Source organism: Actinoplanes sp. NPDC049118 (genome assembly GCF_040648555.1).
In the GTDB taxonomy this organism is placed as follows: Bacteria; Actinomycetota; Actinomycetes; order Mycobacteriales; family Micromonosporaceae; genus Actinoplanes.
Map to the genome: position 1 here is coordinate 187,851 of NZ_JBEZDY010000005.1, position 23,253 is coordinate 211,103.

The window sequence follows — 23,253 nt, forward strand, 5'->3', positions numbered from 1 at the left end:
GGCTGAGCGCCATAACCAGGCTGAGCGCCATAACCAGGCTGAGCGCCATAACCAGGCTGAGCGCCATAACCCGGCTGAGCGCCATAACCCGGCTGAGCGCCATAACCCGGCTGAGCGCCATAACCCGGCTGAGCGCCGTAGCCCGGGGCGCCGGCCATTGCCGGGTATGGGTTCGGAGGCAGGCGGACCGGGACCGGCACGACCGGTTCCTCCGGCGCGCTCACCGTTCGGGTCACCCCGTCCGGGAAGGCGATCTGATAGGACGTCCCGTCCCAGAACGCCTGCGGCATCTGCGGGTCCCGGCCCACGAAGATCGACCGGTATTCCGAGATCGCTGTCAGGAGCCGGCGCTCCTCGTCCATCGACTTCTGCTGCTCAACCGGGGTGCGGTCCAGGCCGCGCTGCATCCCGTCGCGCAGCAGCGCGAGCTGGGTTCCGGCGAACTGGAAGCCGCGCATCGCCTTGACGCCCGCGTCCCCGGCCACGCGCTTGGCCCAGCGGCGCGCCGAGTGCCGGCGGCCCAGGCTGCCCAGCGTCGCCAGCTCCGGCGGGGACAGCCAACCCGCGCTGACGTAGCCCGGCAGGATCCGCTCGCTGAGCCGCCCCTCGTAGCTGCGCAGGGCGATCGCGAAGCCGACGACCAGGAAGAAGAACGGGACCATGAAGCCCAGGTAGCCGTACAGCATGATCAGGGTCTCGCCGGTGGCCACCGAGAGCGTCGGCAGCAGGTTGAACGCGCCGTGCAGGATCATCGCCGCCAGCAGGCCCGCGATCGGGGCCAGCCACTTCACCCGGCGGTCCGCCGAGCGGGCGGCCAGGCCCATTCCGATGCCGGTCATCGAGGTGAAGAGCGGGTGCGCGAAGCCGGTGAACAGGATGCGCACGATGAAGATCAGGAAGAGGTTCTGGATGCCGGTCGCCGGGCCGTACTGGTCCACGCCGGAGGCGTAGCCGTGACCGCCCAGGTAGAGCACGTTCTCCACCATCGCGAAGCCCAGCGCGGAGAGGCCGCAGTAGACGATGCCGTCGGTGATACCGGACCATTCCCGGCGGCGGCGCCACAGCAGCAGGAACGGGCCGAGTGCCTTCATCAACTCCTCGATGAACGGCGCGACGAGCACCGCCACCAGCGCCGCCGGCAGGTTGAGCCGGTCGAAGCCCCAGGACGCCAGCGAGTTGACGCCGATCGCCACCAGGGTCGCCACCGCGGAGCCCCACGCGAAGCAGAAGATCAGATAGCGGGTCGGCTCCGGCTCGTACCGGTCGAGCCAGAGGAAGCAACCGACCAGGACGGGCACCGGCAGGATCGCCGCGACCAGGCCGACCGCCAGGCCCTGTGGGCCGTTGCTGAAGCCCAGGATGACCAGCATGGCGATCGCGCAGAGCGCGATGAAGGTGATCACACCGGCCAGCGGCAGCCAGCGCCGCCACCCGGTCTGCCGCCCGGACATCTTCGCGACGCCGGCGGGGTCGGTGACCCCGACCGGGGCGTCCTGCGCCGCAGGCCCGGAGAGCGCGGCGGGCCCGGAGAACGCCGCGGGCTCCGGAAGCGCCGCGGGACCGGAGAACGCCGCGGGCTCCGACAGCGCCGCGGGACCGGAGAGCGCCGCCGGACCGAAGAATGCCGGGGGCCCGGAGAGGACCGGGGTCGGCCCGGCGTCCGGCGAGGCCGGGAACAGGCCGACGGTCGGCGCGGCGTCCTCACGGCCGGCACCGGGAGCATCGGTGCCCCCAGACGCGGCCGGGAGGATCGACAGGCCCGCGTCCGCGGGGAAGCCGGGGGGTGGCGGCACGGCGCCAGGGTAGCCGGGCGAAGACGCGCCGGGATCCGGCGCCGGCGAGGCCGGAGCCGCGGGGATGGGTGCCGGGTCGGGCGACCCGCCGGGAGCTACGTCGGCCATGCCGCCAGCGTAGCCACCCCGCCGCACCCCGGCGGTCCCGCGGCGACGGAAAGGGATCAAGGGCGGGAAAACACCGTCAGGAAGGGCCCGGGCCGGGCCGTGATCGCCCCGGGTTCTTCCGGATCGCACGCGACCGGCCGTGCCGCCCGACCGCCCGGCGGACCAGGCGCGGCGCCTCTGCGTACTCGATGCCGGTGGCCCGCAGCAGGTCCGAGACCGTAGTGCGGATCTGCGCCACCACGACCCCGCCGGAGAAGCCGACCCCTTCGTCGTACGCCCGCCCGGCCTCGGCCGCCGCCCGCAGCGCCCGCTCCCGGGCCGCGACCGGCTCGACGCCCTTGTCCCACTCGCTCCGGAGCAGGTCGACGGCGTCGGCGAGCAGCTCGATCGAGGTCGGCAGGAACCCGGGGAACGACTCCTCGTCGTCCAGCCCGGTCATCACCCGCCGGGCCAGCACCCGGACGTTGCGCAGCGCGTGGGTCAGCTCGTCGGCACCCTCCACGTACTGGCTCAGCGGGCCGCGCGTGCGCCACCGGGCCGGCGCGAAGGCCACGTTCTCCCTGGCGGCGGCGGCACCCTGGTCGAAGGCCGTGAAGTCGCCCTCCGCGACCCGCAGCCGCTCGAGCGCCGCCCGCACGGCGTCGACCTCGCCCGCCCGCAGCCCCGTCGCGATCTCGCGCAGCCCCGCCGCGAGCTCCTCCAGCGCGGGGTCGGCGGCCCGGCGCACCACGGTCAGCGGGTTGAGCGGTAGCAGGATCGTCATCACGGCCAGGCCGACCGTGCCGCCCACGAGCGCGTCGAAGAACCGGCTGAAGGGCTGGCCGGGGATCGTGGCCAGCGCCGCGACCAGCACCGCGGACGAGGCGGACTGCACGACCAGGGGCGGGCCGCCGCCGACCGCCGCCGCGACCGTGATCGCCAGCACGACCACCAGACCGATCTGCCATCCCCCGCTGCCGATCAGCAGCATGATCGCGTCGCCGACGCCGACGCCGATCGCGACGCCGACCACCAGCTCGATCGTCCGCCTCGCCCGCTGGCCGACCGACGAGGCGAGCACGATTACGGCGGCGATCGGCGCGAAGAACGGGCTTTGCCGGCCGAGGACGTCGGTCGCGATGAACCAGGCGAGTCCGGCCGCCAAACCGGCCTGCAGGGCGAGCGGGAAGACCCCCCGTACCCGGGAACAGCCGGCGCCGGCACCGGAGCGGGACAGGCGGAACAGGCCGGCGAGGGCGGCCGCGAGCCTGCCCTGCCTGGCGGCGTCCGTCATGTCTGCAGACCCTAGGGCGTGTCCTGAGACCCTAGGGCGTTCCTGCCGATCTTGTCGTCGCCGAGCCGAGGTCCAGGTTTCGCGTCGCAAGCGGGCCGGAAGGCCGGATACCGGCGTTGTATCCGGCCTTCCGGCCCGCGCCGCGAGGCGGAGGCCGGACCCGGCGCAGGCCGGCAGGATCGGCAGGACACGCCCCAGCCGGGCACATGTCAGGATTGCGGCCGTGACGACACATGTAGACCGGTGGGTGCTGGCGGCCCGCGGTGCCGGGGCGAGCGCCGACGACGCGGACCTGGCGGCTGCCGGCGAGTACCTGCTGACGCGCTGGTCAGAGCCGCAACGGCAGTACCACACGGTGGCGCACCTGTCCGCCGTGCTGGACGTGATCGACGAGTTCGCCGACCTGGCATCGGGCCCGGACCTGGTCCGGCTCGCCGCCTGGCTGCACGACGCGGTCTACGACCCGCGGGCGCTCGGGGACGCCAACGAACGCGACAGCGCGGAGTTCGCCGAGGGGCTGCTCACGACGCTCGGCGTGCCGGCCGGGACGGCGGCGGAGGTGGCCCGGCTGGTCGGCCTCACGGCGGGCCACGCGACGGACGAGGACGACCTGGACGGGGAGTTGCTCTGCGACGCCGACCTGGCGATCCTGGCGAGCGCCCCGGACGACTACGCGGCTTACACGGCCGCGATCCGGCGGGAGTACGCGCACGTGCCGGACGACGCCTTCCGCGGCGGCCGCGCACAGGTACTGAAGGCGCTGCTGGAGCTGCCCTCAATCTACCGGCACCCGCCGCTGCGGGAGGCCTGGGAGGGCCGGGCGCGGGCGAACCTCGAGGCCGAGCTCAAGACCCTGGGCTGAGGTGCTTCGGCCGGCGCAGGCCGGCGGCGCGCAGCCGGGCGGAGAGGTCCCGGGACCGGACCAGCGTCGCGCCGAGCCAGAGCGCCGTCTGGAAACGGGCGGCCGGGATGTCGTAGTGGTCCCGGTCGAACGCCCGCCGGGGCACGCCCAGCATCTCGGCGAAGACGTGCAGTTCGGCGTAGGAGAGGTCGCTGGCCAGGTGGGACCAGAGCCGTCCCCGGCCCGGCCAGCGCGGCTCGTCGACGAGAATCAAAGATCCACTTCGAGCAGCTCCGTACCCCGGTCGGCCGCGTAGCCCCGCACGTCGGGCACCCCGAGGCGGGCAGCGTCGGCGGTGAGGTCGTCCGGCATCTTCTGCGACTGCCGTTCGGCCTCGACCCGGGCCAGGTAGTGCTCGATCTCCCGATCGCGGACCGCCTTGTCCCAGCCGAGGGCCTCGCCCATCACCGCGGCCGCGTGCGCGGCGGTCTCGGCGCCGCGGTGCGGTGTCTCGATCGAGATCCTGGTGCGCCGGGTCAGCACGTCGTCCAGGTGCAGGGCGCCCTCGGCCTGCGCCGCGTAGGCGACCTCGGCCGCCAGGTACTCGGGGGCACCGGCGAGCGGCGTGGCCAGCTCCGGCTTCGCCGCGATCATGGCGAGCAGGTGCACGGTGAGGGTGCCGTACCGCTCGAGCAGGTGCTCGACGACGCCGGCGGTGACGCCGTGCCGCCGGGCGATGTCCTGCCGGTCGCGCCAGGCGGCGGCGAAGCCGTCGGCGCCCAGCAGCGGAAGCTGATCGGTGCGCGAGGGCCGCGCGGACCCGCCCAGCCGGCGCACGGCCCGGTCGATGACGTCGGCGGCCATGACCCGGTATGTCGTGTACTTGCCGCCGGCGACGAGCAGCAGCCCGAGCATCGGCTCGACGACGGCGTGCTCCCGCGACAGCTTCGAGGTGGAGTCCGCCTCGCCGGAGAGCAGCGGTCGCAGCCCGGCGTAGACGCCCTCGATGTCGTCGGTGGTGAGCGGCCGGTCGAGCACGGTGTTGACCTGGTCGAGCAGGTAGCTGATGTCGCGCGCGGAGGCGGCCGGATGGGACCGGTCCAGCTGCCAGTCGGTGTCGGTGGTGCCGATGATCCAGTGCCCGCCCCACGGGATGACGAAGAGCACGGAGGTGGGCGTGCGCAGGATCAACCCGGCCTCGCCGGTGATCGCCGAGCGGGGCACGACGAGGTGCACGCCCTTGGAGGCGCGGACCCGCAGGCCCGGCCGCACGCCGACGTCGCTGAGCATGCGCGACAGGTCGTCGCTCCACACGCCGGTCGCGGCGACGACCGTACGCGCGCGCACCTCGAGCTCGGGCGAGTCGGGCGCCTCGAGATCGCGGACCTTGACCCCGACGACCTCCCGCGCCTCGCGGACGAAGCCGGTGACCCGGGCGCTCGTGACGACCGCGGCGCCGAGGCTGGCGGCGGTGCGGGCCAGATTTACCACGAGCCGGGCGTCGTCGACCTGGCCGTCGTAGTAGCGGATAGCCCCGGCGATCTTCTCGGCCCGCAGGCTGGGGAAGAGATGCCGGGCCCCGTCGCGGGTCAGATGCCGGTGCAGCGGCATGCCCCGCCCGCTGCCGAACACCCCGGCGAACGCGTCGTAGGCGGCGACGCCGAGCCCGTAGTAGGCCCGCTGCCAGACCCGCGCGGGCGGCGAGGCGGCGGGGAGCGGCACGAGGATCGGCACCGGCCGCACGAGATGCGGCGCGAGGCGGCTCGTGAGCAGGCCGCGCTCGGTCAGCGCCTCGTGCACCAGGTGGAGCTCGAGCTGTTCGAGGTAGCGAAGGCCGCCGTGAATCAGCTTGCTGGATCGGCTGGACGTGCCGGCGGCCAGGTCACGGGCCTCGACCAGCGCCACGCTCAGGCCGCGCGAGGCGGCATCCAGGGCGGCGCCGGCGCCGGTGACCCCGCCGCCGATGACGAGGACATCGAACTGCTCGTCGCGCAGCCGTCGCAGGTCGGAGACGCGACGGATCGGAGAGAGCCGGCCGGCGGCATATCGGGAGACGGAGGGTGAGCGCACAACCCCCACGTTAGCGCTGACGTGTGTCACACCGGCGGATGAATGTGACGGGTGATCTCCCTGTCTACATCAAGTGACCAGGGCGCGGACCCGGTCGAGCAGCTCCGTGACCGACGCCGCGGGGTCCGTCACCGGAAACTGGACGGCACGGATCGTCGCCGCCGGGTCGGCCAGCAGGGTCAGGCGCTTGAACCGGTCGACGCCGGCGGCCCGGAAGGTCGGCAGCCGCAGGCCCGCGGCCAGCCGGCCGTCCTGGTCGCTGATCAGCCCGAACGGCAGCCGGGCGTACGCCGCGAACGCCGCCAGCTGGTCCGGCCGCTGGGTGCTGACGCCCTTGATCTCCACGCCGGCCGCGGCGAAGTCGGCGGCCCTGGCCGCGTACGTCATCGACTCCAGGGTGCAGCCGGGCGCGCCCGGAATGTCGGCCCAGCCCGGCGGGTAGTCCTGTGCGCCCGGTGCGAAGGCGCCCGGGAAGAAGTACAGGACCGTCCAGCCCGAGACCGCGACCGGCACCTGGCGACCCACCAGGCCGTGTACCCGCTGGGACTCCGCGGACGCCGGCAGCGCCGATGCCGTCAGGGAGCCGTCGCCTAGCACGTGCCGGGTGCCCCAGTCCTGCAACGCGATGAGCACCGGCAGCAGGCCCTCGCCCTTCGGGGTCAGCAGGTAGTCGTAGCGGGGCGGATGCTCCGAGTACGCCGCGCGCCGGAGCACGCCGTGGCCGACCAGCGCCGACAGGCGCTCCGTCAGTGCCCGGCGGCTCACGCCCAGCGAGCGTTGCAGCGCCTCGAACCTGGTCACACCGCCGGCGATGTCACGGACCACCAGGAACGTCCACCAGTCGGTGAGCACGCCAAGGGCCTGCTCGATGCCGCAGTCGGCATCAATGAGTTCGACCCTGCGCACGCCTCGAAGTATAGTCCGTTCCAAAATGAAACTGACTGGAACGGGGGTCGAGGGCCGTGAGCGTCTTCTGGCGGTGGTGGGTGGCCGGGACCAGCAGCGATCTGGGCTCGGCGGTCGGCGGCGTCGCGCTGCCGCTGACGGCGCTCACGGTCCTCGAAGCGACACCGTTCGAGATGGGCCTGATCGCCGCTTCCGGCTACATCGCCTGGATCGTCATCGGGCTGCCGGCCGGGGTGATCGTGCAACGGCTGCCCCTGCGCGGCGCGCAGGTCGGCGCCGACCTGGTCCGCGCGGTGGCCGTCGCCTCGATCCCGGCGGCGTGGTGGTTCGGCCTGCTGACGGTCGCCCACCTGGTCGTCGTGGCGCTGATCCTCAGCTTCGCGCACGTCATCTTCTTCGTCGCCAACACCACCTTTCTGCCGGAGATCGTCGACCGCGACCAGCTGCAGTCCCGCAACAGCCTGACCTCCGGCACCCACGCGACCACCCAGCTCGCCGGACCCTCGCTCGGCGGGTTCGCGGTCCAGCTGCTCGGCGCGGTGCCGACCCTGCTCGTCGACGCCGTCAGCTACCTCGTCTCCGCCGCCGTGCTCCGCACCCTGCCGGCCCGGCGCGGCCGGAACCGCGACCGGCACACGCCGATGGGCGCGATGATCCGCGAGGGCTGGGCGTTCGTGACCCGGCACCCGATGATGGGCCCGGCCATGTGGTCCGCCACCGCGTCGAACTTCGTCAACGGGGCGTACCTGGCGCTCTTCCCGCTCTACCTGGTGCGGGACCTGCACGCCCCGGCCGCGGTGGTCGGCGTGCTGCTGGCGGTCGACGGCGTCGGCACCCTGATCGGGGCGGCGCTGACGACCCGGATCACGAACGCGCTCGGTACCGCCCGCGGGTTGATCATCCTCGGCTTCGTCGAGGCGGCCGGCGCGTTCGTCATCCCGGCGGCCACCGGCCGGGCGGCGTACGTGACCTTCACGGTCGGCGTGCTGATCTTCGCGGGCACCGGCGTGGTCTTCAGCGTGACCACCCGCACCTACCGGCAGATCGCCAGCCCGCCGGAGCTGCTGTCCCGGGTGATGGCGACGGTCCGCTTCGTCTCCTGGGGTGCGATCCCCGTCGGCGGCCTGGTGGCGGGCGCCCTGGCCGGGCCGCTCGGCGCCCGGGCCACCCTGCTGATCTTCGCGGTTGCCGCGGTCCTCGCCCCGCTGGCGCTCCTCCTCTCACCCGTCCGGGGCCGGCGGGACCTGCTCGATCCGGCCGTTACCGAGCGGGAGGCGGTCGCCGGGTAGGTTCGGCGGTTGTGGACAGCGAGTTCTGGATCTCCGAACTGACCGACGACGACGTGCCCGCCGTGGTGGCCCTCTGCCGGACCGCCCTGGACCTGCCGGAGGACGCCGCCGACGCCGCGGAGATCGTGCTGCGCCTGCGCGAGACCGCCGGCACCGACGGCTGGTCCGAGACGCCGCGCAGGCTGGCGGGTTTCATCGCCCTCCGGTCGGCCGGACCGGGTCCCACCGCGGCCGGTGCCGCGGTGTCGGGTGAGCCGGTCTCCGTCAGCGGTGGCCGGGTCATCGGGGTGGTGCTGGGGTCCGTGTCGCACCGGGACGCCTCGATCGGGCACGTGGACCTGGTCGCCGTCGACCCGCGGGACCGCCGCCGGGGCGTCGCAAGGGCGCTGGTGGCCCGGATCGAGGGCGCGCTGGCCGGCCTCGGCGCCGGCGACGTCGTCATCGCCGGGAACGCGCCCTACTACGCCTGGCCCGGCATCGACGTGCGGTACACCCCGGCGATCTGCGCCGCCATGTCGTTCGGCTTCGAGCAGGACCAGCCGGCCTGGAACATGACAGTGGACACCGCCACCGCAGGGCTGGAGTCGACCGCCGACCACGAGGCGCGGCTGGCCGGCGAGGGCATCGTCGTGCGGCGGGCCGGCACCGAGGACGTGCCGGCGCTGGTCGGCTTCGCGCTGGCGAACTTCGGCAGCGGCTGGGCCGGGGAGATCACCCACTCGGTCGGGCGGGACCGGGCGCGCTGCCACCTCGCGGTGGCCAAGGACGGGTCCATCCTGGGCTTCGCCGCGTACGGGTCGTCGCGGCCGGGCTGGTTCGGGCCGATGGGCACGGCCACCGCCGCCCGCGGCCTGGGCATCGGCGCCCTGCTGCTGCGCCGGTGCCTCGCCGACCAGCGGGCGGCCGGTCACGACCGGGTCCAGATCGGCTGGGTCGGACCGCTGCCGTTCTACTCGAAGGCCGTCGGCGCCCGCGTGGAGCGCGTCTTCCTGCTGTACCGCAAGCAGCTCTGACGACCGCTACCCCGGTACGCGAAAAGGGCGGGCCGCCGAAGCGACCCGCCCTCTCTGCAAGCTGGACTCAGAAGTCCATGTCTCCGCCACCGGGGGCACCGGCCGGGGCCGGGTTCTTCTCCGGCTTGTCCGCCACGACCGCCTCGGTCGTGAGGAACAGAGCGGCGATCGACGCGGCGTTCTGCAGCGCCGAACGGGTGACCTTGGCCGGGTCGATGATGCCCGCGGCCAGCAGGTCGACGTACTCGCCGCTAGCGGCGTTCAGGCCCCAACCCGCCTCGAGGTTGCGCACCTTCTCCACCACGACGCCACCCTCGAGGCCGGCGTTCACGGCGATCTGACGCAGCGGGGCGTCGAGCGCGACCTTGACGATGTTGGCACCGGTGGCCTCGTCGCCCACCAGGTCCAGCTTGTCGAACGCGGACTTGCCGGCCTGCACGAGCGCGACGCCACCACCGGGGACGATGCCCTCCTCGACGGCCGCCTTCGCGTTGCGAACGGCGTCCTCGATGCGGTGCTTGCGCTCCTTGAGCTCGACCTCGGTGGCCGCGCCGACCTTGATGACCGCAACGCCGCCGGCCAGCTTGGCCAGGCGCTCCTGCAGCTTCTCGCGGTCGTAGTCGGAGTCCGACTTCTCGATCTCAGCGCGGATCTGGTTGACCCGGCCCTGGATCTGCTCGGCGTTGCCGGCACCGTCGACGATCGTCGTCTCGTCCTTGGTGATGACGACCTTGCGGGCCTGGCCCAGCAGGCTCAGGTCGGCTGCGTCGAGCTTGAGGCCGACCTCCTCGCTGATGACCGTGCCACCGGTGAGGATGGCGATGTCGTCCAGCATGGCCTTGCGGCGGTCGCCGAAGCCCGGCGCCTTGACGGCGACGGACTTGAAGGTGCCGCGCACCTTGTTGACGACCAGGGTGGCCAGGGCCTCGCCCTCGACGTCCTCGGCGATGATGATGAGCGGCTTGCCGCCCTGCATGACCTTCTCGAGGACGGGGAGCAGGTCCTTGACCGCGGAGATCTTGCTGTTCGCGATGAGGATGTACGGGTCGTCGAAGACGGCCTCCATACGCTCCGCGTCGGTCATGAAGTAGGCCGAGATGTAGCCCTTGTCGAAGCGCATGCCCTCGGTCAGCTCAAGCTCGAGCCCGAAGGTGTTGCTCTCCTCGACGGTGATGACGCCTTCCTTGCCGACCTTGTCCATGGCCTCGGCGATGATCTCGCCGACCGTGGAGTCACCGGCGGAGATGGAGGCGGTGGAGGCGATCTGCTCCTTGGTCTCCACGTCCTTGGCGAGCTGCGACAGCGCCTCGGAGACGGCCGAGACGGCAGCCTCGATGCCCCGCTTGAGCGCCATCGGGTTCGCGCCGGCCGCGACGTTGCGCAGGCCCTCGCGGACCAGGGCCTGAGCGAGGACGGTCGCCGTCGTCGTGCCGTCGCCGGCCACGTCGTCGGTCTTCTTGGCGACCTCCTTGACCAGCTCGGCGCCGATCTTCTCGAAGGTGCCCTCGAGCTCGATCTCCTTGGCGATCGACACACCATCGTTGGTGATGGTGGGAGCGCCCCACTTCTTCTCGAGCACGACGTTGCGGCCCTTGGGGCCGAGCGTCACCTTGACGGCGTCGGCGAGCTGGTTCATGCCACTCTCGAGGCCGCGACGAGCTTCCTCGTCAAATGCGATGATCTTGGCCATACGGCTGTGTCCTCCTGGACATTCGCGGCGCCGGGCCGGTCCGGCCCGCATTCCGCACGTTGAGAACGCTGCGGACGTCACCACCTGGCGATGTGACGTCCTCAGGTCGAGCCGGATAGCCCGCGACGACCGGTCCCGTGCCCCGGCACCGATGGCGGTGCCGCTGCCGTGACCCCACCGCCCCGACCTGCTGGCACTCACGTGGCGCGAGTGCCAATCACTTGTTTAGCACTCTGATGGGGCGAGTGCAAGCAGAACGATCGGGCTCCGGGGTGCCCGGTTCATGCACCCGCGAGGTCTTATATCCGCGTCCTGCTTGCCCCGTGCCCCGGTGACCGGGTAGCAAGGCACCATGACCAGCGCCCTGGCGCCGCCCATCACCGTGCACCGGGTCACGCCCGGCGACACGGCCCGGATGCGCGCGCTGCGGCTGGAAATGCTGGCCGACAGCCCGCTCGCGTTCCTGGAGACGCTGGCGCAGGCGGCGGCCCGGCCGCACGCCGACTACCGGCGGCGCATCGTGCAGGCCTCGTCCGGCAGCCAGCTGGCCCAGTTCGTGGCGGACCCGGGCGGGCGGCTGATCGGCCACGCGGGCGGCACGGTGCTGCCCGAGGAGCCCGACGCGACGGTGATCTTCGCGGTCTACATCACACCGGCGTACCGGGGGCGCGGCGTGCTGCCCGAGTTGATCGAGGCGGTCGCGCAGTGGTCCCTGGCGATCGGCCGGACCGAGCTGATGCTCGAGGTCGTGGTCGGCAACGACCGGGCCGTCCGGGCGTACGAGCGGCTGGGCTTCTCCGACGTCGGCAAGCGGGTGCCGCACCCGGTCATCCCGGCCCTGACGGAGCTGCAGATGCGCCGCCGGGCCTGAGCCCGCGGCCGGCGGAGGTGACGAGTTGGGCTGGCACACGATCCGCACCGCGCTCACGGCGGTCAACGGGACCACGCTGGCCGGCCTCGGGCTCGCCGTGCTCTGCGGCACCAGGATCCGCCGCGGTCCGGGCGGGATCCTGATCGCGGAGGGCTACCGCCGCCGTATGCCGCCCGCGACCTGCTTCACGGTCGGCTCGGTGATCATCACGAGGCGCACGGCCGAGTGGCTGCTGCACGAGAGCCGGTCCGGCCTGCTCGCCCACGAGAGCCGGCACGCCGGGCAATACGCCGTGCTCGGCCCGCTGTTCTGGCCCGCGTACTGGGCGTCCTGCGGCTACTCGTGGGCGATGACCGGCACGTACGGTGCGCGCAATGCGTTCGAGCGGCATGCGGGCCTGGAGCGCGGCGGTTACCGGGAGGCGCCGCTAAGGCCGGTCCTGCAGCGCGCCGTGAAGAGAATTTGGTCGGGAGGACGCACGCACAGCGCCTCCGGCACTGGGTCGTTGGGCCCCTAGGAGATTGTCGCCAAGCTCAAAGGTGGGGCCACGTACGGCGTCACGTCCTCCCGCGTAGAGCATCCTGCCGAGCCTGAGATCCCCGCGCAAGTCCTCAGGGGAAGGAATTCTCAACGTTGGGCAGATGTTCGACTACTCTCCGTCAGCCCAGGAGGCCGGCGTCCCGGGCACCGCGCAGCGACGGTTTGATCCGGTGGGTCGGGCCGACCTGCCCGGCGACGGCGTCCAGCGTCTTGAGGCCCTCGCCGGTGTTGTAGACGACGGTCTCCTTGTCCGGGTCGAGCCGGCCGCTCGCGATGAGCTTCCTGAGCACCGCGACGGTGACACCGCCGGCGGTCTCGGCGAAGACGCCGGTGGTGCGGGCGAGCAGCTGGATGGCGTCGCGGATCTCGTCGTCGTCGGCGTAGTCCATCCAGCCTCCGGTGCGGGTCACGGCCTCGATCGCGTACGCGCCGGCGGCCGGGTCACCGATGTTCAGCGACTTCGCGATGCCGGTCGGCTTCACCGGGATGATCTGGTCGGTGCCGTTGTGCAGCGCCGTGGCGATGGGGTTGCAGCCGGCCGACTGTGCACCGAAGACGGTCCAGCCACCCTCGGGCGCCTCGACCAGGCCGATCTCCACGAGCTCGGTGAAGGCCTTGTCAATCTTGGTGAGCAGCTCGCCGCTGGCCATCGGCACGATCACCTGTGCGGGGATGCGCCAGCCGAGCTGCTCGGCGACCTCGTAACCCAGAGTCTTCGAACCCTCGGCGTAGAACGGCCGAACGTTGACGTTGACGAAGGCGGTGTCCTCGAACTCGTCGGTCTCGACGAGCTCGCCGCACAGCCGGTTGACGTCGTCGTAGGAGCCGTCGATGGCGACCAGGTCGCCGCCGTAGACGGCGGTGGTGATGACCTTGCCCTGCTCGAGATCGCCGGGGATGAAGACGATCGAGGGAACCCCGGCGCGGGCGGCGTGCGCCGCGACGGAGTTGGCCAGGTTGCCGGTCGACGCGCAGGCGAACCGGGTGAAGCCCAGCTCGCGGGCGGCGGTGAGCGCGACGGAGACGACCCGGTCCTTGAAGGAGTGCGTCGGGTTGGCGGAGTCGTCCTTGACCCAGAGCGGCGCCCGCAGCCCGATCTCGGCGGCCAGCGCGGGCGCGCTGACCAGCGGGGTCAGGCCGGGGTCGAGGGTGACCCGGCCGGCGGGGTCCTGCCCGCTGGGCAGCAGGGCGGCGTAGCGCCAGATGTTCTGCGGCCCGGCCTCGATCTGCTCCCGGGTGACCGCGGCGAGCGCGGCGGCGTCGTAGGCGACCTCGAGCGGGCCGAAACACTCGTAACAGGCGTGCTGCGCGGCGAGCGGGAATTCGGCACCGCAGCCACGGCAGACGAGGGCACGGGCGGGGCTGATGGACTTGCTTGGGGCGTCGACGGCCGACGTCATAATGAGGCCTTCCTCTCATCTTTCCCCGGGCGTCGTCGGACGCTCATGGGGACGGAATTAGCACCTGCCGCGCGCGGCCTCGTCATCGAGACAAGCGCGGTGGTTGCCGGGGCGTCATCGGGCCGTTCCCTCAGCCCCTCTGGATGAGGTATTCAGTTGTGTTACCGACACCTTACGACGCGGGCGGCGAAATCGGAGCCGACCGTCCCGAGGTGTGAGCGACGTCCTTCCCGCTCGATTAATGACGGTCGATTGATTCAGCGCATTCTCCGAGGCCGGTTCCCTACCCTGCACCCAGGTCGCAACGGTGACCGCCGGCAGCGGCCGCGCCTGAGTCGGAGCGGGCCGTGGCCCACCGCTCCCCCGGTGGGCCACGGCCGGTGCATCGGAGACCGTGAGTTTCTGGCGACCTGCGCATAGGGTGACGCACGTCACTCCACAATGCGCGGGAGGTGCGGCGTGAGCGCCGTCCTGGAAATACAGGGTCTGCGGAAGACCTATCGCACCCGCAAGGGGGTGCGCAGAGCCCTCGACGGCTTCGACATGGTCGTGGAGGCGGGGCAGGTGCACGGCTTCCTCGGGCCCAACGGCTCCGGCAAGACCACCACGCTGCGCACGCTGCTGGGGCTGATCAAGCCGAACGGCGGCCGGATGTCGTTGCTCGGCCGCGAGGTGCCGCAGGCGCTGCCCGAGGTGGCCGGCCTCGTCGGCGCGATCGTGGAGAGCCCGCAGTTCTTCGGCAACTTCTCCGCGCGGGACACCCTCTCCCTGCTGGCCGACGCGGGCGGCGTCGACCGGCACCGGGTCGGCGAGGTGCTCGAACTCGTCGGCCTGCGCGACCGCTCGAAGGACCGGGTCAAGACCTACTCGCTGGGCATGAAGCAGCGCCTCGCGGTCGCGTCCGCGCTGCTCAAGAACCCGAGGCTGCTGATACTGGACGAGCCCGCGAACGGCCTGGACCCGGGCGGCATCCGGGAGATGCGCACGCTCATGGGCAACCTGGCGGCCTCCGGGATGACCGTGCTGCTCTCCAGCCACATCCTCGGCGAGGTCCAGCTGATCTGCGACTCCGTCACGATCATCTCGGCCGGGCGGCGGGTGACCGCCGGCGGCGTCGCCGACGTGCTCGCCCGGCACCAGTCCGCTTCGGTGCGGGTCCGCGTCGAGTCGATCGGCGACCTCACCTCCTCCGCGGGCGCGTTGCGGGAGATCGGCGCGCACGTGGTCGTCGAGGCCGATCACCTCATGGTCAGCAACGTCGCCCAGCCGAGCACGATCACCCGGGCGCTCGCCTCCCGCGGCTTCTTCGTCAGCGAGCTGGCGCCGGTCCCAGCCGACCTGGAGAGCGTGTTCCTCGATCTCACCGGCACCGCGCCGGTCGAGGGCATGCACCGCCAGGTCGACCAGTCCGCGCTCGCGGCGCCGATGCCGAACGGCGGGTGGGGGCTGTGAGCCTGTATGCGGCGGAGACCCGGCGGCTCGCCAAGCGCCGCTTCACCCGTTGGGCCGTCCTCGGCACCCTGATCGTGCTGGCCGCGATCACGGCGGGCATGTTCGTCACGAACAAGCCGACCACGCCGGAGCTGCGGGCGGCGGCCCAGGTACAGGCCGACCAGGACTACCAGCTCGCGCTGAGGTCGGCCGCCGAGGAGCGGACGCGCTGCGCGGCCGCACAGGGCACGACGGAGGCGGCGAACTACCCGCCCAGCTGCGCCGAGTTGTACCAGCCGACCAGGGAGGACTACCGGGCCGAGTGGTACATGCCGCCGACCTTCGACTTCCGGGAGCAGTTCGGCACGATGGTCGTGGCGCTGTCGGCGCTGCTGGCGGTGATGGCATTCCTGGTCGGCGCGAGCTATGTCGGCGCCGAGTGGAGCAGCGGCGGCATGATGAACCTGCTGCTCTGGCGGCCGCGGCGGCTGCAGGTGCTGAACACTAAGCTCGGCGCCCTGCTGACGGGCCTGGCCGCGCTGACCGTGCTGGTGTCGGCGGCCTGGACCGGGGCCTTCGCGCTGATCGCGAGCCTGCGCGGAACGCTGGACTCGATGACACCCGGCGCGTGGCAGTCCTTCGTGCTCATGGAGGTACGCGGGCTGGTACTGGTGCTGGTCGCGGGCGCGGTCGGTTTCGGGCTCGCCTCCATCGGCCGGCACACGGCGATGGCGCTCGGCGCGGCGATCGGCGCCATCATCGTGTTCCAGTTCGGGCTCGGCACCGTGCTGGCCCTGGCGAAGGTGCCGTACGTCGAGGCGTACCTGGTGCCGGTCTGGACCACGGCCTGGATGGACAAGTCGGTGGTGGTGACCGACTGGGAGTCCTGCAACTACTCGAGCACCCAGGGCTGCGAGCCGAACACGATGTCGATCACCTGGCCGATGGCCGGCGGGGCGCTGGCGGCCCTGCTCGTCCTCGTTGTGGGGGCGGCGATGTGGACTATGCGTAGCAGAGACATTACCTAAGGTAGTTTCTGCTGGGTCAGGCACACACTCGGACGGCGGGGATCGGCGGCTGCCACTATGCTGGCGATCCCCTTCGTACATCTGTGCGTGCTCTCCCACCGCCCAGGAGCGCCATGCAGCCCGACGCCGAACTCAACGAGCAGATCCCGGCGCCCCGCGACGCCGATGCCGGGACCGAGACCACCCCGGCACCCGCACTCTCCGAGCGTGAGCTGCAGATCCTCGCGTTCGAGAGCAAGTGGTGGAAGCACGCCGGCTCCAAGGAGCAGGCGATCCGCGACGCTTTCGGCCTGTCGTCCACGCGCTACTACCAACTGCTCAACGCCCTGCTGGACAACCCGGCGGCGCATGCGCACGACCCGGTCCTGATCGGCCGGCTGCGCCGCCTGCGCTCGACCCGGGCACGCACCCGGCGGCGCTAGCCCGGAGCGTGCGTGGAGGCGTACGCCTCCAGCCAGGCGACCTGCACCGGGTCCAGCGAGGCACGCACCCGCGTGCGGGCGATGCCGACGTGCGCCGCCGTCACCGTGGACGCGTCCAGCGACTCGCGCATCGCGGCGAGCGCGGCCTCGCGGATCAGCGCGGCGCAGTCCGCCGCCGAGTAGCCCTCCAGCGACGCGCCGAGCTCGTCCAGGTCCACCGCGCCGTCGAGCGGCACCGACCTGGCGGACGCGCGCAGGATCGCGGCCCGCGCCGCGCCGTCCGGCGGGGGCACGAAGACCAGGCGCTCCAGCCGGCCCGGGCGCAGCAGCGCCGGGTCGATCAGGTCGGGCCGGTTCGTCGCGCCGATCACCACCACGTTGCGCAGCGACTCCACGCCGTCCAACTCGGTCAGCAGCGCGGCCACCACCCGGTCGGTGGTGCCACCGTCGGTGGACTGGCCCCGGGTCGGTGCGAGCGCGTCCACCTCGTCCAGGAAGACCAGCGTCGGCGCGGCCTCCCGGGCCCGCCGGAACAGCTCCCGGACGGCCCGCTCGCTGTCGCCCACCCACTTGCTGAGCAACTCGGCGCCCTTGACCGAGAGCACGTTCGCCTTGCCCGTCCCCGCGATGGCCTTGACCAGGTACGTCTTGCCGCAGCCGGGCGGGCCGTACAGCAGGACACCGCGCGGCGGCTGCACACCGAGCCGCGCGAACGTGTCCGGATAGGTCAGCGGCCACAGCACCGACTCGGTGAGGGTCTGCTTCACCTCGACCATGTCGCCGACGTCGTCCAACGTCACCTGCGCGACCTCGAGCGTCGAATCGGCCATCGAGGTCGGCCGGACCACGTCGAGCGCGGCCTCGAAATCGGCCATCGTCACGGTCGGCGACTCGGCGTCCTTCTGGCGCAGGGCCGCGCGCACCCCGGCCTCGCGGGCCAGGGCACCCAGGTCGGCGGCGACGAATCCGGGGGTACGCCCGGAGACGTCGTCCAGCCGCACGTCCTCCGCCAGCGGCATGCCGCGGGTCAGCACCCGCAGCTGCTCGAGCCGCATCGCCGCGTCCGGCAGCGGCACGGCCAGCTGCACGGCGAGCAGATCCGGCGCGCGCAGGCCGGGATCGACCGCCTCGGGCCGGCTCGTCGTGCACACCACGGCGCCGCCCGACTTCAGCAGCTCGGCCAGGACCTGGCGGAAGACGCTCGCCAGCGGCCCCGGGTCGTCGCGGGGCGCGAGCGCCTCGATGTCGGCGATCAACAGCACGGCCGGGCCGCCCGAGCGCACGTCGCGGGCCAGGCCGCGCAGCCGGGTCGCCGCCGAGTCGTTGGTGAGCGCGGCCAGCTCCGGCCCCCACACGGACAGCACTGTCGCACCCACCTCGGCGGCCACCGCCCGGACCAGCGCCGACTTGCCCGAGCCGGCCGGCCCGCTGACGAGGACGCCGAGCGAGACCGTGGTGCCGAGCCGGCCGAGCACCTCGCGGTGGTGGAAGCCGAGGTCGAGCAGCTCGACGAGCTCCTGCGCCTGCGTCTTGAGGCCGGGCAGGTCGCCCAGGCTGGGCGGTGGCGTGTCCGGGTCGGTGGACGCCGGCCGCCCGGCCGCCGCCGGGGGCGCGGCCTGGTCGCGTACGGAGGAGAACTGTCCGTCCTGCCAGCCGACCACCGTGTCCATTGTGACCAGGGCGGAATCGGCGCCCTCGAGCGCGATCACCGTGAGCAGCGTGCTGGTCCAGGCATAGCCGACGCGGTTGGCGAGGCTGCGCCGCGCGGCCTCGACCAGCGGCCGGTGGCCGGCGTCGGGGAGCACGTCCTGCGGCAGCAGCGAGACGTCGTCGCCCGCGGTGACCACCTTGCCGAGCAGGGCGAGGCGCAGCATCTCCGGCGAGACCACCGCGACGATCTCGGCCGGCCCGGCGAGCGTGACCCGCCGCGCCTCGACCACCGGCACCGGCGTGACCGTCACCTGGCCGCCGTCGCGCAGGCCCAGATTGCCGAGGATCAGATCGTCGGCGTAGAGCAGGGCCCGGCTCGCCGTCGACTCGGCCCGCGCGGCGATACCGGCCGTCGTCCGGCGGCCCTCGAGCCGCAGCGGATCGCCCGGATTGACGGCGAGCGCCGCCATCACCTCGGGATGCAGACGGACGATGCCGCGGCGGGCGTCGAGGGCCGCGGGCCGCTGGGTGACGGTCAGCGTGAGGTCGTCTGGCACCGCGGGGGCCTCCATTTGGACGAGGGGGACTAGGTTGACACGCTAGCCGCCGTTCGCTGCCTGGGGAGGCACCACGCGATGAGGTTCCGTCACGCCACTTTGGCCGTTGCCATGCTGACCGTCCTCGGCGTCGCCGGATGCGGTGACGACCCGGACGACCGGGCCCTGGGTGCGTTCACGGACGGCGCGCCGGGCGGGCCCAGCGCGTCGGCGGATCCGGGCGCGCCGAACGTCGAGAGCACGTCCGCGGCGAAGCCCGTCGGCTCGCCGGGCGTGCTGACGGCCGCCGGCATCGGGCCGTACGCGATCGGGGTCGCGCAGGGCGAGCTGAAGACCGCCGGCCTGGTCGGCAAGGTCACCACCAAGGAGACCTGCGCCACCACCAAGGGCCTCGGCAAGTACCACGCTCCCGCGCTGGCGTTCACCGGCGGCAAGCTGCAGCGGCTGACGGTGACCAGCACGAAGGTCGCCACCCCGACGGGCGCGAAGATCGGCACGAGCTACGCCGACCTCAAGGGCATGTACCCGAGCGGGAAGCAGCTCGACGACTGGGTGGGCGCGAGCGCCTGGTACACCCTCGACGGCGGCAACGCCCTGCTCTTCCGGATCAAGGACGGCAAGGTGGCCTCGATCGACGCCGGCGCGGGCGATGTCGTGCGGTTCTACTACACCGACAAGCAGGGCTGCTAGCGCGGCCCGCCTTCACAGCTCCCGCTCAGCGGCCCGCCGCTAGCGTTGGCGCATGTCCTCCCTGCCTGCCCGGCTACGCCGTGCCCTGCCCAGAGCGACGCGGCGCCGGGTGGTGTCCGGTTCGGTGGTCCTGGTCCTGTTCGCCGCCCTGGCGGGCTGGGCCGCGCTGCCCGAGCGCAGGTCCTGGACCGCCGTCGACCAGCGGCTGACCGTGCTGTCGGGGCCGTCCGGCACCGAGCCGGTGGACCTGGACACCCGCCTCTACCTGCCCTCCGGCGGGGAAACCAAGGTGCCGGCGGTGCTGCTGGGGCACGGCTTCGGCGGTACGAAGAACTCCGTGAGCGACGACGCGGAGGCGCTGGCCGACCGCGGCTACGCGGTGCTGACCTGGACCGCGCGCGGCTTCGGCACCAGCGGCGGCGAGATCCACCTGGACAGCCCCGACTACGAGGTCAGGGACGCTTCCCGGCTGCTGGACTGGCTGGCCGCGCAGCCGCGGGTGCTGACCGACGCGGCCGGGGACCCGCGGGTCGGCGTGGTAGGCGGCTCGTACGGCGGCGCGCTGGCGTTGCTGCTCGCCGCCCAGGATCCACGGGTCGACGCGATCGTTCCGATGATCACCTGGAACGACCTCGGCAGGGCGTTCTTCCCGCAGTCGGCCTCCGCGGTGACCGCGCCGGGCGTGTTCAAGAAGAGCTGGGCCGGCCTGTTCTTCGGCAGCGGCTCGTCGTCGGCCGAGGGCTTCACCGGCGGCCGAGCCGCCGCGCCGCGGCCGGCCGGCGCGGATCCCGCGTGCGGGCGCTTCGCGGCCGACGTCTGCGCCGCGTACCTGAAGATGGCGACGACCGGCACCCCGGACGCCGCGACGACCGCGCTGCTGCGGCGCTCCAGCCCGGCCCCGGTCATCGACCGGATCAAGGCGCCGACGCTGCTCATCCAGGGCGCCGTCGACACGCTCTTCCCGCTGTCGGAGGCGGACGCCAACGCCCGCGGCATCGCGGCCGCCGGCACCCCGGTCCGGGTCGCCTGGTTCACCGGCGGCCACGACGGCGGCCCCGGCCCGCAGACCGACCAGGACCGCACCAAGTTCCTGACCGTGCAGTGGCTCGACCACTACGTGAAGAAGACCGGCGACGCGCCCGCGAACAGCTTCACCTACTCGCGGGTGGCCGGCTTCAGCGCGCTGGACCGCGGGCTGGTCACCAACGGCTACTCCGACCCGGCGTACCCCGGGCTGACCGGGACCGGCAGCACGGACGTCGCCGTCGGCGGCCGCGCGCAGCAGATCGCCAACCCGCCCAACGGCAACCCGGGCGCCCTCTCCTCGCTGCCCGGCATCGGCGGCCAGGTCAGCTCGCTGCTCGGCAGCGTGGCCGGCGACCTCGCCGGCCAGCACGCCGAGTTCGACTCGGCACCGGTGCCGAGCGCGATCGAGGTGGTCGGCGCCCCGACCGTGCGGCTGAGGGTCGCGTCCGCGACCGGCTCGGCGACGGTCTTCGTGAAGCTCTACGACGTGGACCCGAGCGGCACCGCCACGCTCAGCGGCGGGCTCATCGCCCCGGTCCGGCTGACCGGGCTGCCCGCCGACGTCGCCGCCGCGCCCGCGGTCACGGTGACGCTGCCGGCGATCGTGCGCCGCATCGACGCGGGCCACCTGGTCCGGGTCACGGTGGCGACCTCCGACCAGGCGTTCCTCACCCCGGCGGACCCGACGACGTACACGGTCGCGGTCGAGCCGGCGGTCAGCCTGCCGACGGTGGTGGGCACGCCGATCGCGAACCCGCAGGTGATCTGGCGTTACGTGCTCGCGGGCCTGATCGCGGTCATCGTGGTCGGGCTCGCCGTGGTCCTGGCGGTGCGCCGCCGCCGGCTGCGGCGCCAGGAGGCACCCACGATCGACGAGTACGCGGAGACGCCGCTGGTGGTCCGGGGCCTACGCAAGGCGTACGGCGACGGGTTCGTCGCCGTGGAACGGGTCGACTTCACCGTCGAGCGGGGCCAGGTGGTCGGCCTGCTGGGGCCGAACGGCGCGGGCAAGACGACGACGCTGCGGGTGCTGATGGGCCTGACGATGCCGACCGAGGGCGACGCGCTGGTCTTCGGGCACCGCCTCGAGCCGGGATCGCCGGTGCTGTCGCGGGTCGGCGCGCTGGTCGAGGGGCCGGGCTTCCTGCCGCATCTGACCGGGCTGGAGAACCTGCGGGCGTACTGGCGTGCGTCCGGCCGGCCCGACGAGGACGCCCGCTTCGACGAGGCGCTGGAGATCGCCGGGCTCGGCGACTCGATTCACCGGCGTACCAGGAACTACAGCCACGGCATGCGGCAGCGCCTGGCGATCGCACAGGCAATGCTCGGCCTGCCGGAGTTGCTGGTGCTGGACGAGCCGACGGACGGCCTCGACCCGCCGCAGATCGCGGAGATGCGGCGGGTGCTGAGGCGCTACGCGACGGACGGCCGGGCCGTGCTGGTCTCGAGCCACCTGCTCGCGGAGGTCGAGCAGACCTGCACGCACGCGGTGGTGGTCAACAAGGGCCGGATCGTGGCGTCCGGCCCGGTCGACGACATCGTCGGCGACTCGCCGTCGGTGCAACTGGAGGTCTCCGACGTGTACGCCGCCTCGGAGGTACTGGCCGGCCTGAACGTCCGCTCGGTGACACCGGACGGCACGTCGGGCCTGATCGTCGACATGAACGGGACGCCGCGCGCGGAGGTGGTCGCGTCGCTGGTGCGTGCCGGCGTCGGGGTGGACCGGGTGGTGCCGCGGCGCCGACTCGAGGACGCGTTCCTGGCCCTGGTGGGCGACAACTCGCGAGGAAGTGGAGACCGATGAGCGCGGCCGCTACCGGCTACCGGGCGACGAAGACCCTGCCCCTGATGGCCGAGGTACGCCGGCAGGCCTCGCGCCGGCGTACCCAGCTGGCCCTGGGTTTCATGGTCCTGTTGCCGATCATCATCCTGCTCGCGTTCGAGTTCGGCGGGGACGGCGACGACGACAACGGCCGCGGCGCGTTCTCCAGCCTGGTCGAACTGGCCACCTCGGGCGGCCTGAACTTCGCGCTCTTCAGCATCTTCGTCTCGGCGGGCTTCCTGCTCGTCGTGGTGGTGGCGCTGTTCTGCGGCGACACGGTGGCGAGCGAGGCGAGCTGGGGCAGCCTGCGCTACCTGCTGGCGATCCCGGTGCCCCGGGCGCGCCTGCTCGGCGTGAAGCTGATCGTGGCGCTGGGCTACTCCCTGCTGGCGCTGCTCACGCTGGCCGGCACGGCCCTGCTGATCGGCACGCTGCGATACGGCTGGTCCCCGCTGGGCAGCACGGTCGCCGCCGAGATCCCGGCGGGCGAGGGCGTGCTGCGGCTGCTGGCGATCCTCGGCTACCTCGCGGTGGTGCTGCTGGTGGTCGCTGGCCTGGCCTTCCTGCTGTCGGTGCTGACCGACGCGGCCCTCGGCGCGGTCGGCGGCGCGGTCCTGCTGTGGATCCTGTCGAGCATCCTGGACCAGATCACGGCGCTGGGCTCGATCAGGGACTTCCTGCCCACCCACTACAGCGACGCGTGGCTGGGCCTGCTGTCGACCCCGATGCAGACTGACGACGTGGTGCGGGGCGCGATCTCGGCGATCTCCTACGCGACCGTCTTCTGGTCGCTGGCGTTCTACCGCTTCACCCGCAAGGACATCACCTCGTAG

Annotated in this window: 19 protein-coding genes and 1 riboswitch; of the genes, 11 read left to right on the top strand and 8 right to left on the bottom strand. The window is 72.7% G+C overall.

The genetic code is table 11. The features are described from left to right. Window positions 1–1,901: PrsW family glutamic-type intramembrane protease (locus AB0B58_RS09890; protein WP_360220481.1), on the bottom strand; the 1,901-nt coding region annotated here is incomplete at its 3' end. Between the two features lie 76 nt (window positions 1,902–1,977). After that, window positions 1,978–3,174 (bottom strand): FUSC family protein, encoded by a 1,197-nt coding sequence (locus AB0B58_RS09895; protein WP_360220484.1) that lies wholly within the window; start codon window positions 3,172–3,174, stop codon window positions 1,978–1,980. Window positions 3,175–3,397: 223 nt separating this feature from the next. On the opposite strand from AB0B58_RS09895, the gene AB0B58_RS09900 reads away from it, so the two are divergent. Then, window positions 3,398–4,036 carry a metal-dependent phosphohydrolase gene (locus AB0B58_RS09900; protein WP_360220487.1) on the top strand — a complete coding sequence of 213 codons (639 nt, stop codon included), beginning with the start codon at window positions 3,398–3,400 and terminating at the stop codon, window positions 4,034–4,036. On the opposite strand, the gene AB0B58_RS09905 is transcribed toward AB0B58_RS09900, so the two are convergent. The 3 genes from AB0B58_RS09905 to AB0B58_RS09915 form a co-directional block, all read right to left on the bottom strand. Then, complete coding sequence (locus tag AB0B58_RS09905; protein ID WP_360220490.1) at window positions 4,020–4,289, bottom strand: DUF4031 domain-containing protein; 270 nt, start codon at window positions 4,287–4,289, stop codon at window positions 4,020–4,022. The two genes, AB0B58_RS09900 and AB0B58_RS09905, sit on opposite strands and share 17 nt — an antisense overlap. Continuing rightward, complete coding sequence (locus AB0B58_RS09910) at window positions 4,286–6,085, bottom strand: glycerol-3-phosphate dehydrogenase/oxidase (protein ID WP_360220493.1); 1,800 nt, start codon at window positions 6,083–6,085, stop codon at window positions 4,286–4,288. The genes AB0B58_RS09905 and AB0B58_RS09910 overlap by 4 nt, the downstream gene beginning before the upstream one ends. A gap of 69 nt (window positions 6,086–6,154) precedes the next feature. After that, complete coding sequence (locus AB0B58_RS09915; protein WP_360220496.1) at window positions 6,155–6,991, bottom strand: winged helix-turn-helix transcriptional regulator; 837 nt, start codon at window positions 6,989–6,991, stop codon at window positions 6,155–6,157. 56 nt (window positions 6,992–7,047) lie between these two features. Here AB0B58_RS09915 and AB0B58_RS09920 point away from each other — a divergent pair, with 56 nt between their 5' ends. After that, entirely contained in the window at window positions 7,048–8,280 is a 1,233-nt protein-coding gene (locus tag AB0B58_RS09920; protein ID WP_360220499.1) for an MFS transporter, read from the top strand. A gap of 11 nt (window positions 8,281–8,291) precedes the next feature. After that, window positions 8,292–9,293: a GNAT family N-acetyltransferase gene (locus AB0B58_RS09925; RefSeq protein ID WP_360220502.1), complete on the top strand. Its 1,002-nt coding sequence runs from the start codon at window positions 8,292–8,294 to the stop codon at window positions 9,291–9,293. A gap of 67 nt (window positions 9,294–9,360) precedes the next feature. Here the strand turns inward: AB0B58_RS09925 and groL are convergent, their stop codons facing one another. Next, the gene (gene groL, locus AB0B58_RS09930; RefSeq protein WP_360220505.1) at window positions 9,361–10,983 is read right to left on the bottom strand and encodes a chaperonin GroEL; all 1,623 of its coding nucleotides are present in this window, start codon (window positions 10,981–10,983) and stop codon (window positions 9,361–9,363) included. Window positions 10,984–11,335: 352 nt separating this feature from the next. Here groL and AB0B58_RS09935 point away from each other — a divergent pair, with 352 nt between their 5' ends. Both AB0B58_RS09935 and AB0B58_RS09940 read left to right on the top strand, forming a co-directional pair. After that, complete coding sequence (locus AB0B58_RS09935) at window positions 11,336–11,854, top strand: GNAT family N-acetyltransferase (protein ID WP_360220508.1); 519 nt, start codon at window positions 11,336–11,338, stop codon at window positions 11,852–11,854. Between the two features lie 25 nt (window positions 11,855–11,879). After that, a complete protein-coding gene (locus AB0B58_RS09940) occupies window positions 11,880–12,371 on the top strand; it encodes a hypothetical protein (protein ID WP_360220511.1) in 492 nt (163 codons plus the stop codon). Between the two features lie 142 nt (window positions 12,372–12,513). Here AB0B58_RS09940 and thrC read toward each other — a convergent pair whose 3' ends face one another. Then, a complete protein-coding gene (thrC, locus tag AB0B58_RS09945; RefSeq protein ID WP_360220514.1) occupies window positions 12,514–13,794 on the bottom strand; it encodes a threonine synthase in 1,281 nt (426 codons plus the stop codon). A 12-nt stretch (window positions 13,795–13,806) separates the two neighbouring features. Beyond that, a riboswitch (SAM riboswitch) is annotated at window positions 13,807–13,944 on the bottom strand. 309 nt (window positions 13,945–14,253) lie between these two features. Here thrC and AB0B58_RS09950 point away from each other — a divergent pair. The 3 genes from AB0B58_RS09950 to AB0B58_RS09960 are packed head-to-tail and all read left to right on the top strand — an operon-like array spanning window position 14,254 to window position 16,675. Then, window positions 14,254–15,246, top strand: a complete 993-nt coding sequence (locus AB0B58_RS09950; RefSeq protein WP_360220517.1) for an ATP-binding cassette domain-containing protein — start codon at window positions 14,254–14,256, stop codon at window positions 15,244–15,246. Then, entirely contained in the window at window positions 15,243–16,253 is a 1,011-nt protein-coding gene (locus AB0B58_RS09955) for an ABC transporter permease subunit (protein WP_360220520.1), read from the top strand. The genes AB0B58_RS09950 and AB0B58_RS09955 overlap by 4 nt, the downstream gene beginning before the upstream one ends. A 41-nt stretch (window positions 16,254–16,294) precedes the next feature. Continuing rightward, on the top strand, window positions 16,295–16,675 hold the full coding sequence (locus tag AB0B58_RS09960) for a DUF3263 domain-containing protein (protein WP_360220924.1): 381 nt from the start codon (window positions 16,295–16,297) through the stop codon (window positions 16,673–16,675). On the opposite strand, the gene AB0B58_RS09965 is transcribed toward AB0B58_RS09960, so the two are convergent. Further along, window positions 16,672–18,882 carry an AAA family ATPase gene (locus AB0B58_RS09965; RefSeq protein WP_360220523.1) on the bottom strand — a complete coding sequence of 737 codons (2,211 nt, stop codon included), beginning with the start codon at window positions 18,880–18,882 and terminating at the stop codon, window positions 16,672–16,674. The genes AB0B58_RS09960 and AB0B58_RS09965 overlap by 4 nt on opposite strands. A 78-nt stretch (window positions 18,883–18,960) precedes the next feature. Here AB0B58_RS09965 and AB0B58_RS09970 point away from each other — a divergent pair, with 78 nt between their 5' ends. The 3 genes from AB0B58_RS09970 to AB0B58_RS09980 are packed head-to-tail and all read left to right on the top strand — an operon-like array spanning window position 18,961 to window position 23,253. Beyond that, the gene (locus tag AB0B58_RS09970) at window positions 18,961–19,572 is read left to right on the top strand and encodes a hypothetical protein (RefSeq protein WP_360220526.1); all 612 of its coding nucleotides are present in this window, start codon (window positions 18,961–18,963) and stop codon (window positions 19,570–19,572) included. A gap of 52 nt (window positions 19,573–19,624) precedes the next feature. Then, complete coding sequence (locus tag AB0B58_RS09975; RefSeq protein ID WP_360220529.1) at window positions 19,625–22,402, top strand: alpha/beta fold hydrolase; 2,778 nt, start codon at window positions 19,625–19,627, stop codon at window positions 22,400–22,402. Then, window positions 22,399–23,253, top strand: a complete 855-nt coding sequence (locus AB0B58_RS09980; protein WP_360220532.1) for an ABC transporter permease subunit — start codon at window positions 22,399–22,401, stop codon at window positions 23,251–23,253. The genes AB0B58_RS09975 and AB0B58_RS09980 overlap by 4 nt, the downstream gene beginning before the upstream one ends.

What these genes read in the sequence shown, in the direction of transcription:
- AB0B58_RS09895 (WP_360220484.1), bottom strand. Translation starts at nt 3,174, where the DNA reads ATGACGGACGCCGCCAGGCAGGGCAGGCTCGCGGCCGCCCTCGCCGGC.
- groL (WP_360220505.1), bottom strand. Translation starts at nt 10,983, where the DNA reads ATGGCCAAGATCATCGCATTTGACGAGGAAGCTCGTCGCGGCCTCGAG.
- AB0B58_RS09935 (WP_360220508.1), top strand. Translation starts at nt 11,336, where the DNA reads ATGACCAGCGCCCTGGCGCCGCCCATCACCGTGCACCGGGTCACGCCC.
- thrC (WP_360220514.1), bottom strand. Translation starts at nt 13,794, where the DNA reads ATGACGTCGGCCGTCGACGCCCCAAGCAAGTCCATCAGCCCCGCCCGT.
- AB0B58_RS09970 (WP_360220526.1), top strand. Translation starts at nt 18,961, where the DNA reads ATGAGGTTCCGTCACGCCACTTTGGCCGTTGCCATGCTGACCGTCCTC.
- AB0B58_RS09975 (WP_360220529.1), top strand. Translation starts at nt 19,625, where the DNA reads ATGTCCTCCCTGCCTGCCCGGCTACGCCGTGCCCTGCCCAGAGCGACG.
- AB0B58_RS09980 (WP_360220532.1), top strand. Translation starts at nt 22,399, where the DNA reads ATGAGCGCGGCCGCTACCGGCTACCGGGCGACGAAGACCCTGCCCCTG.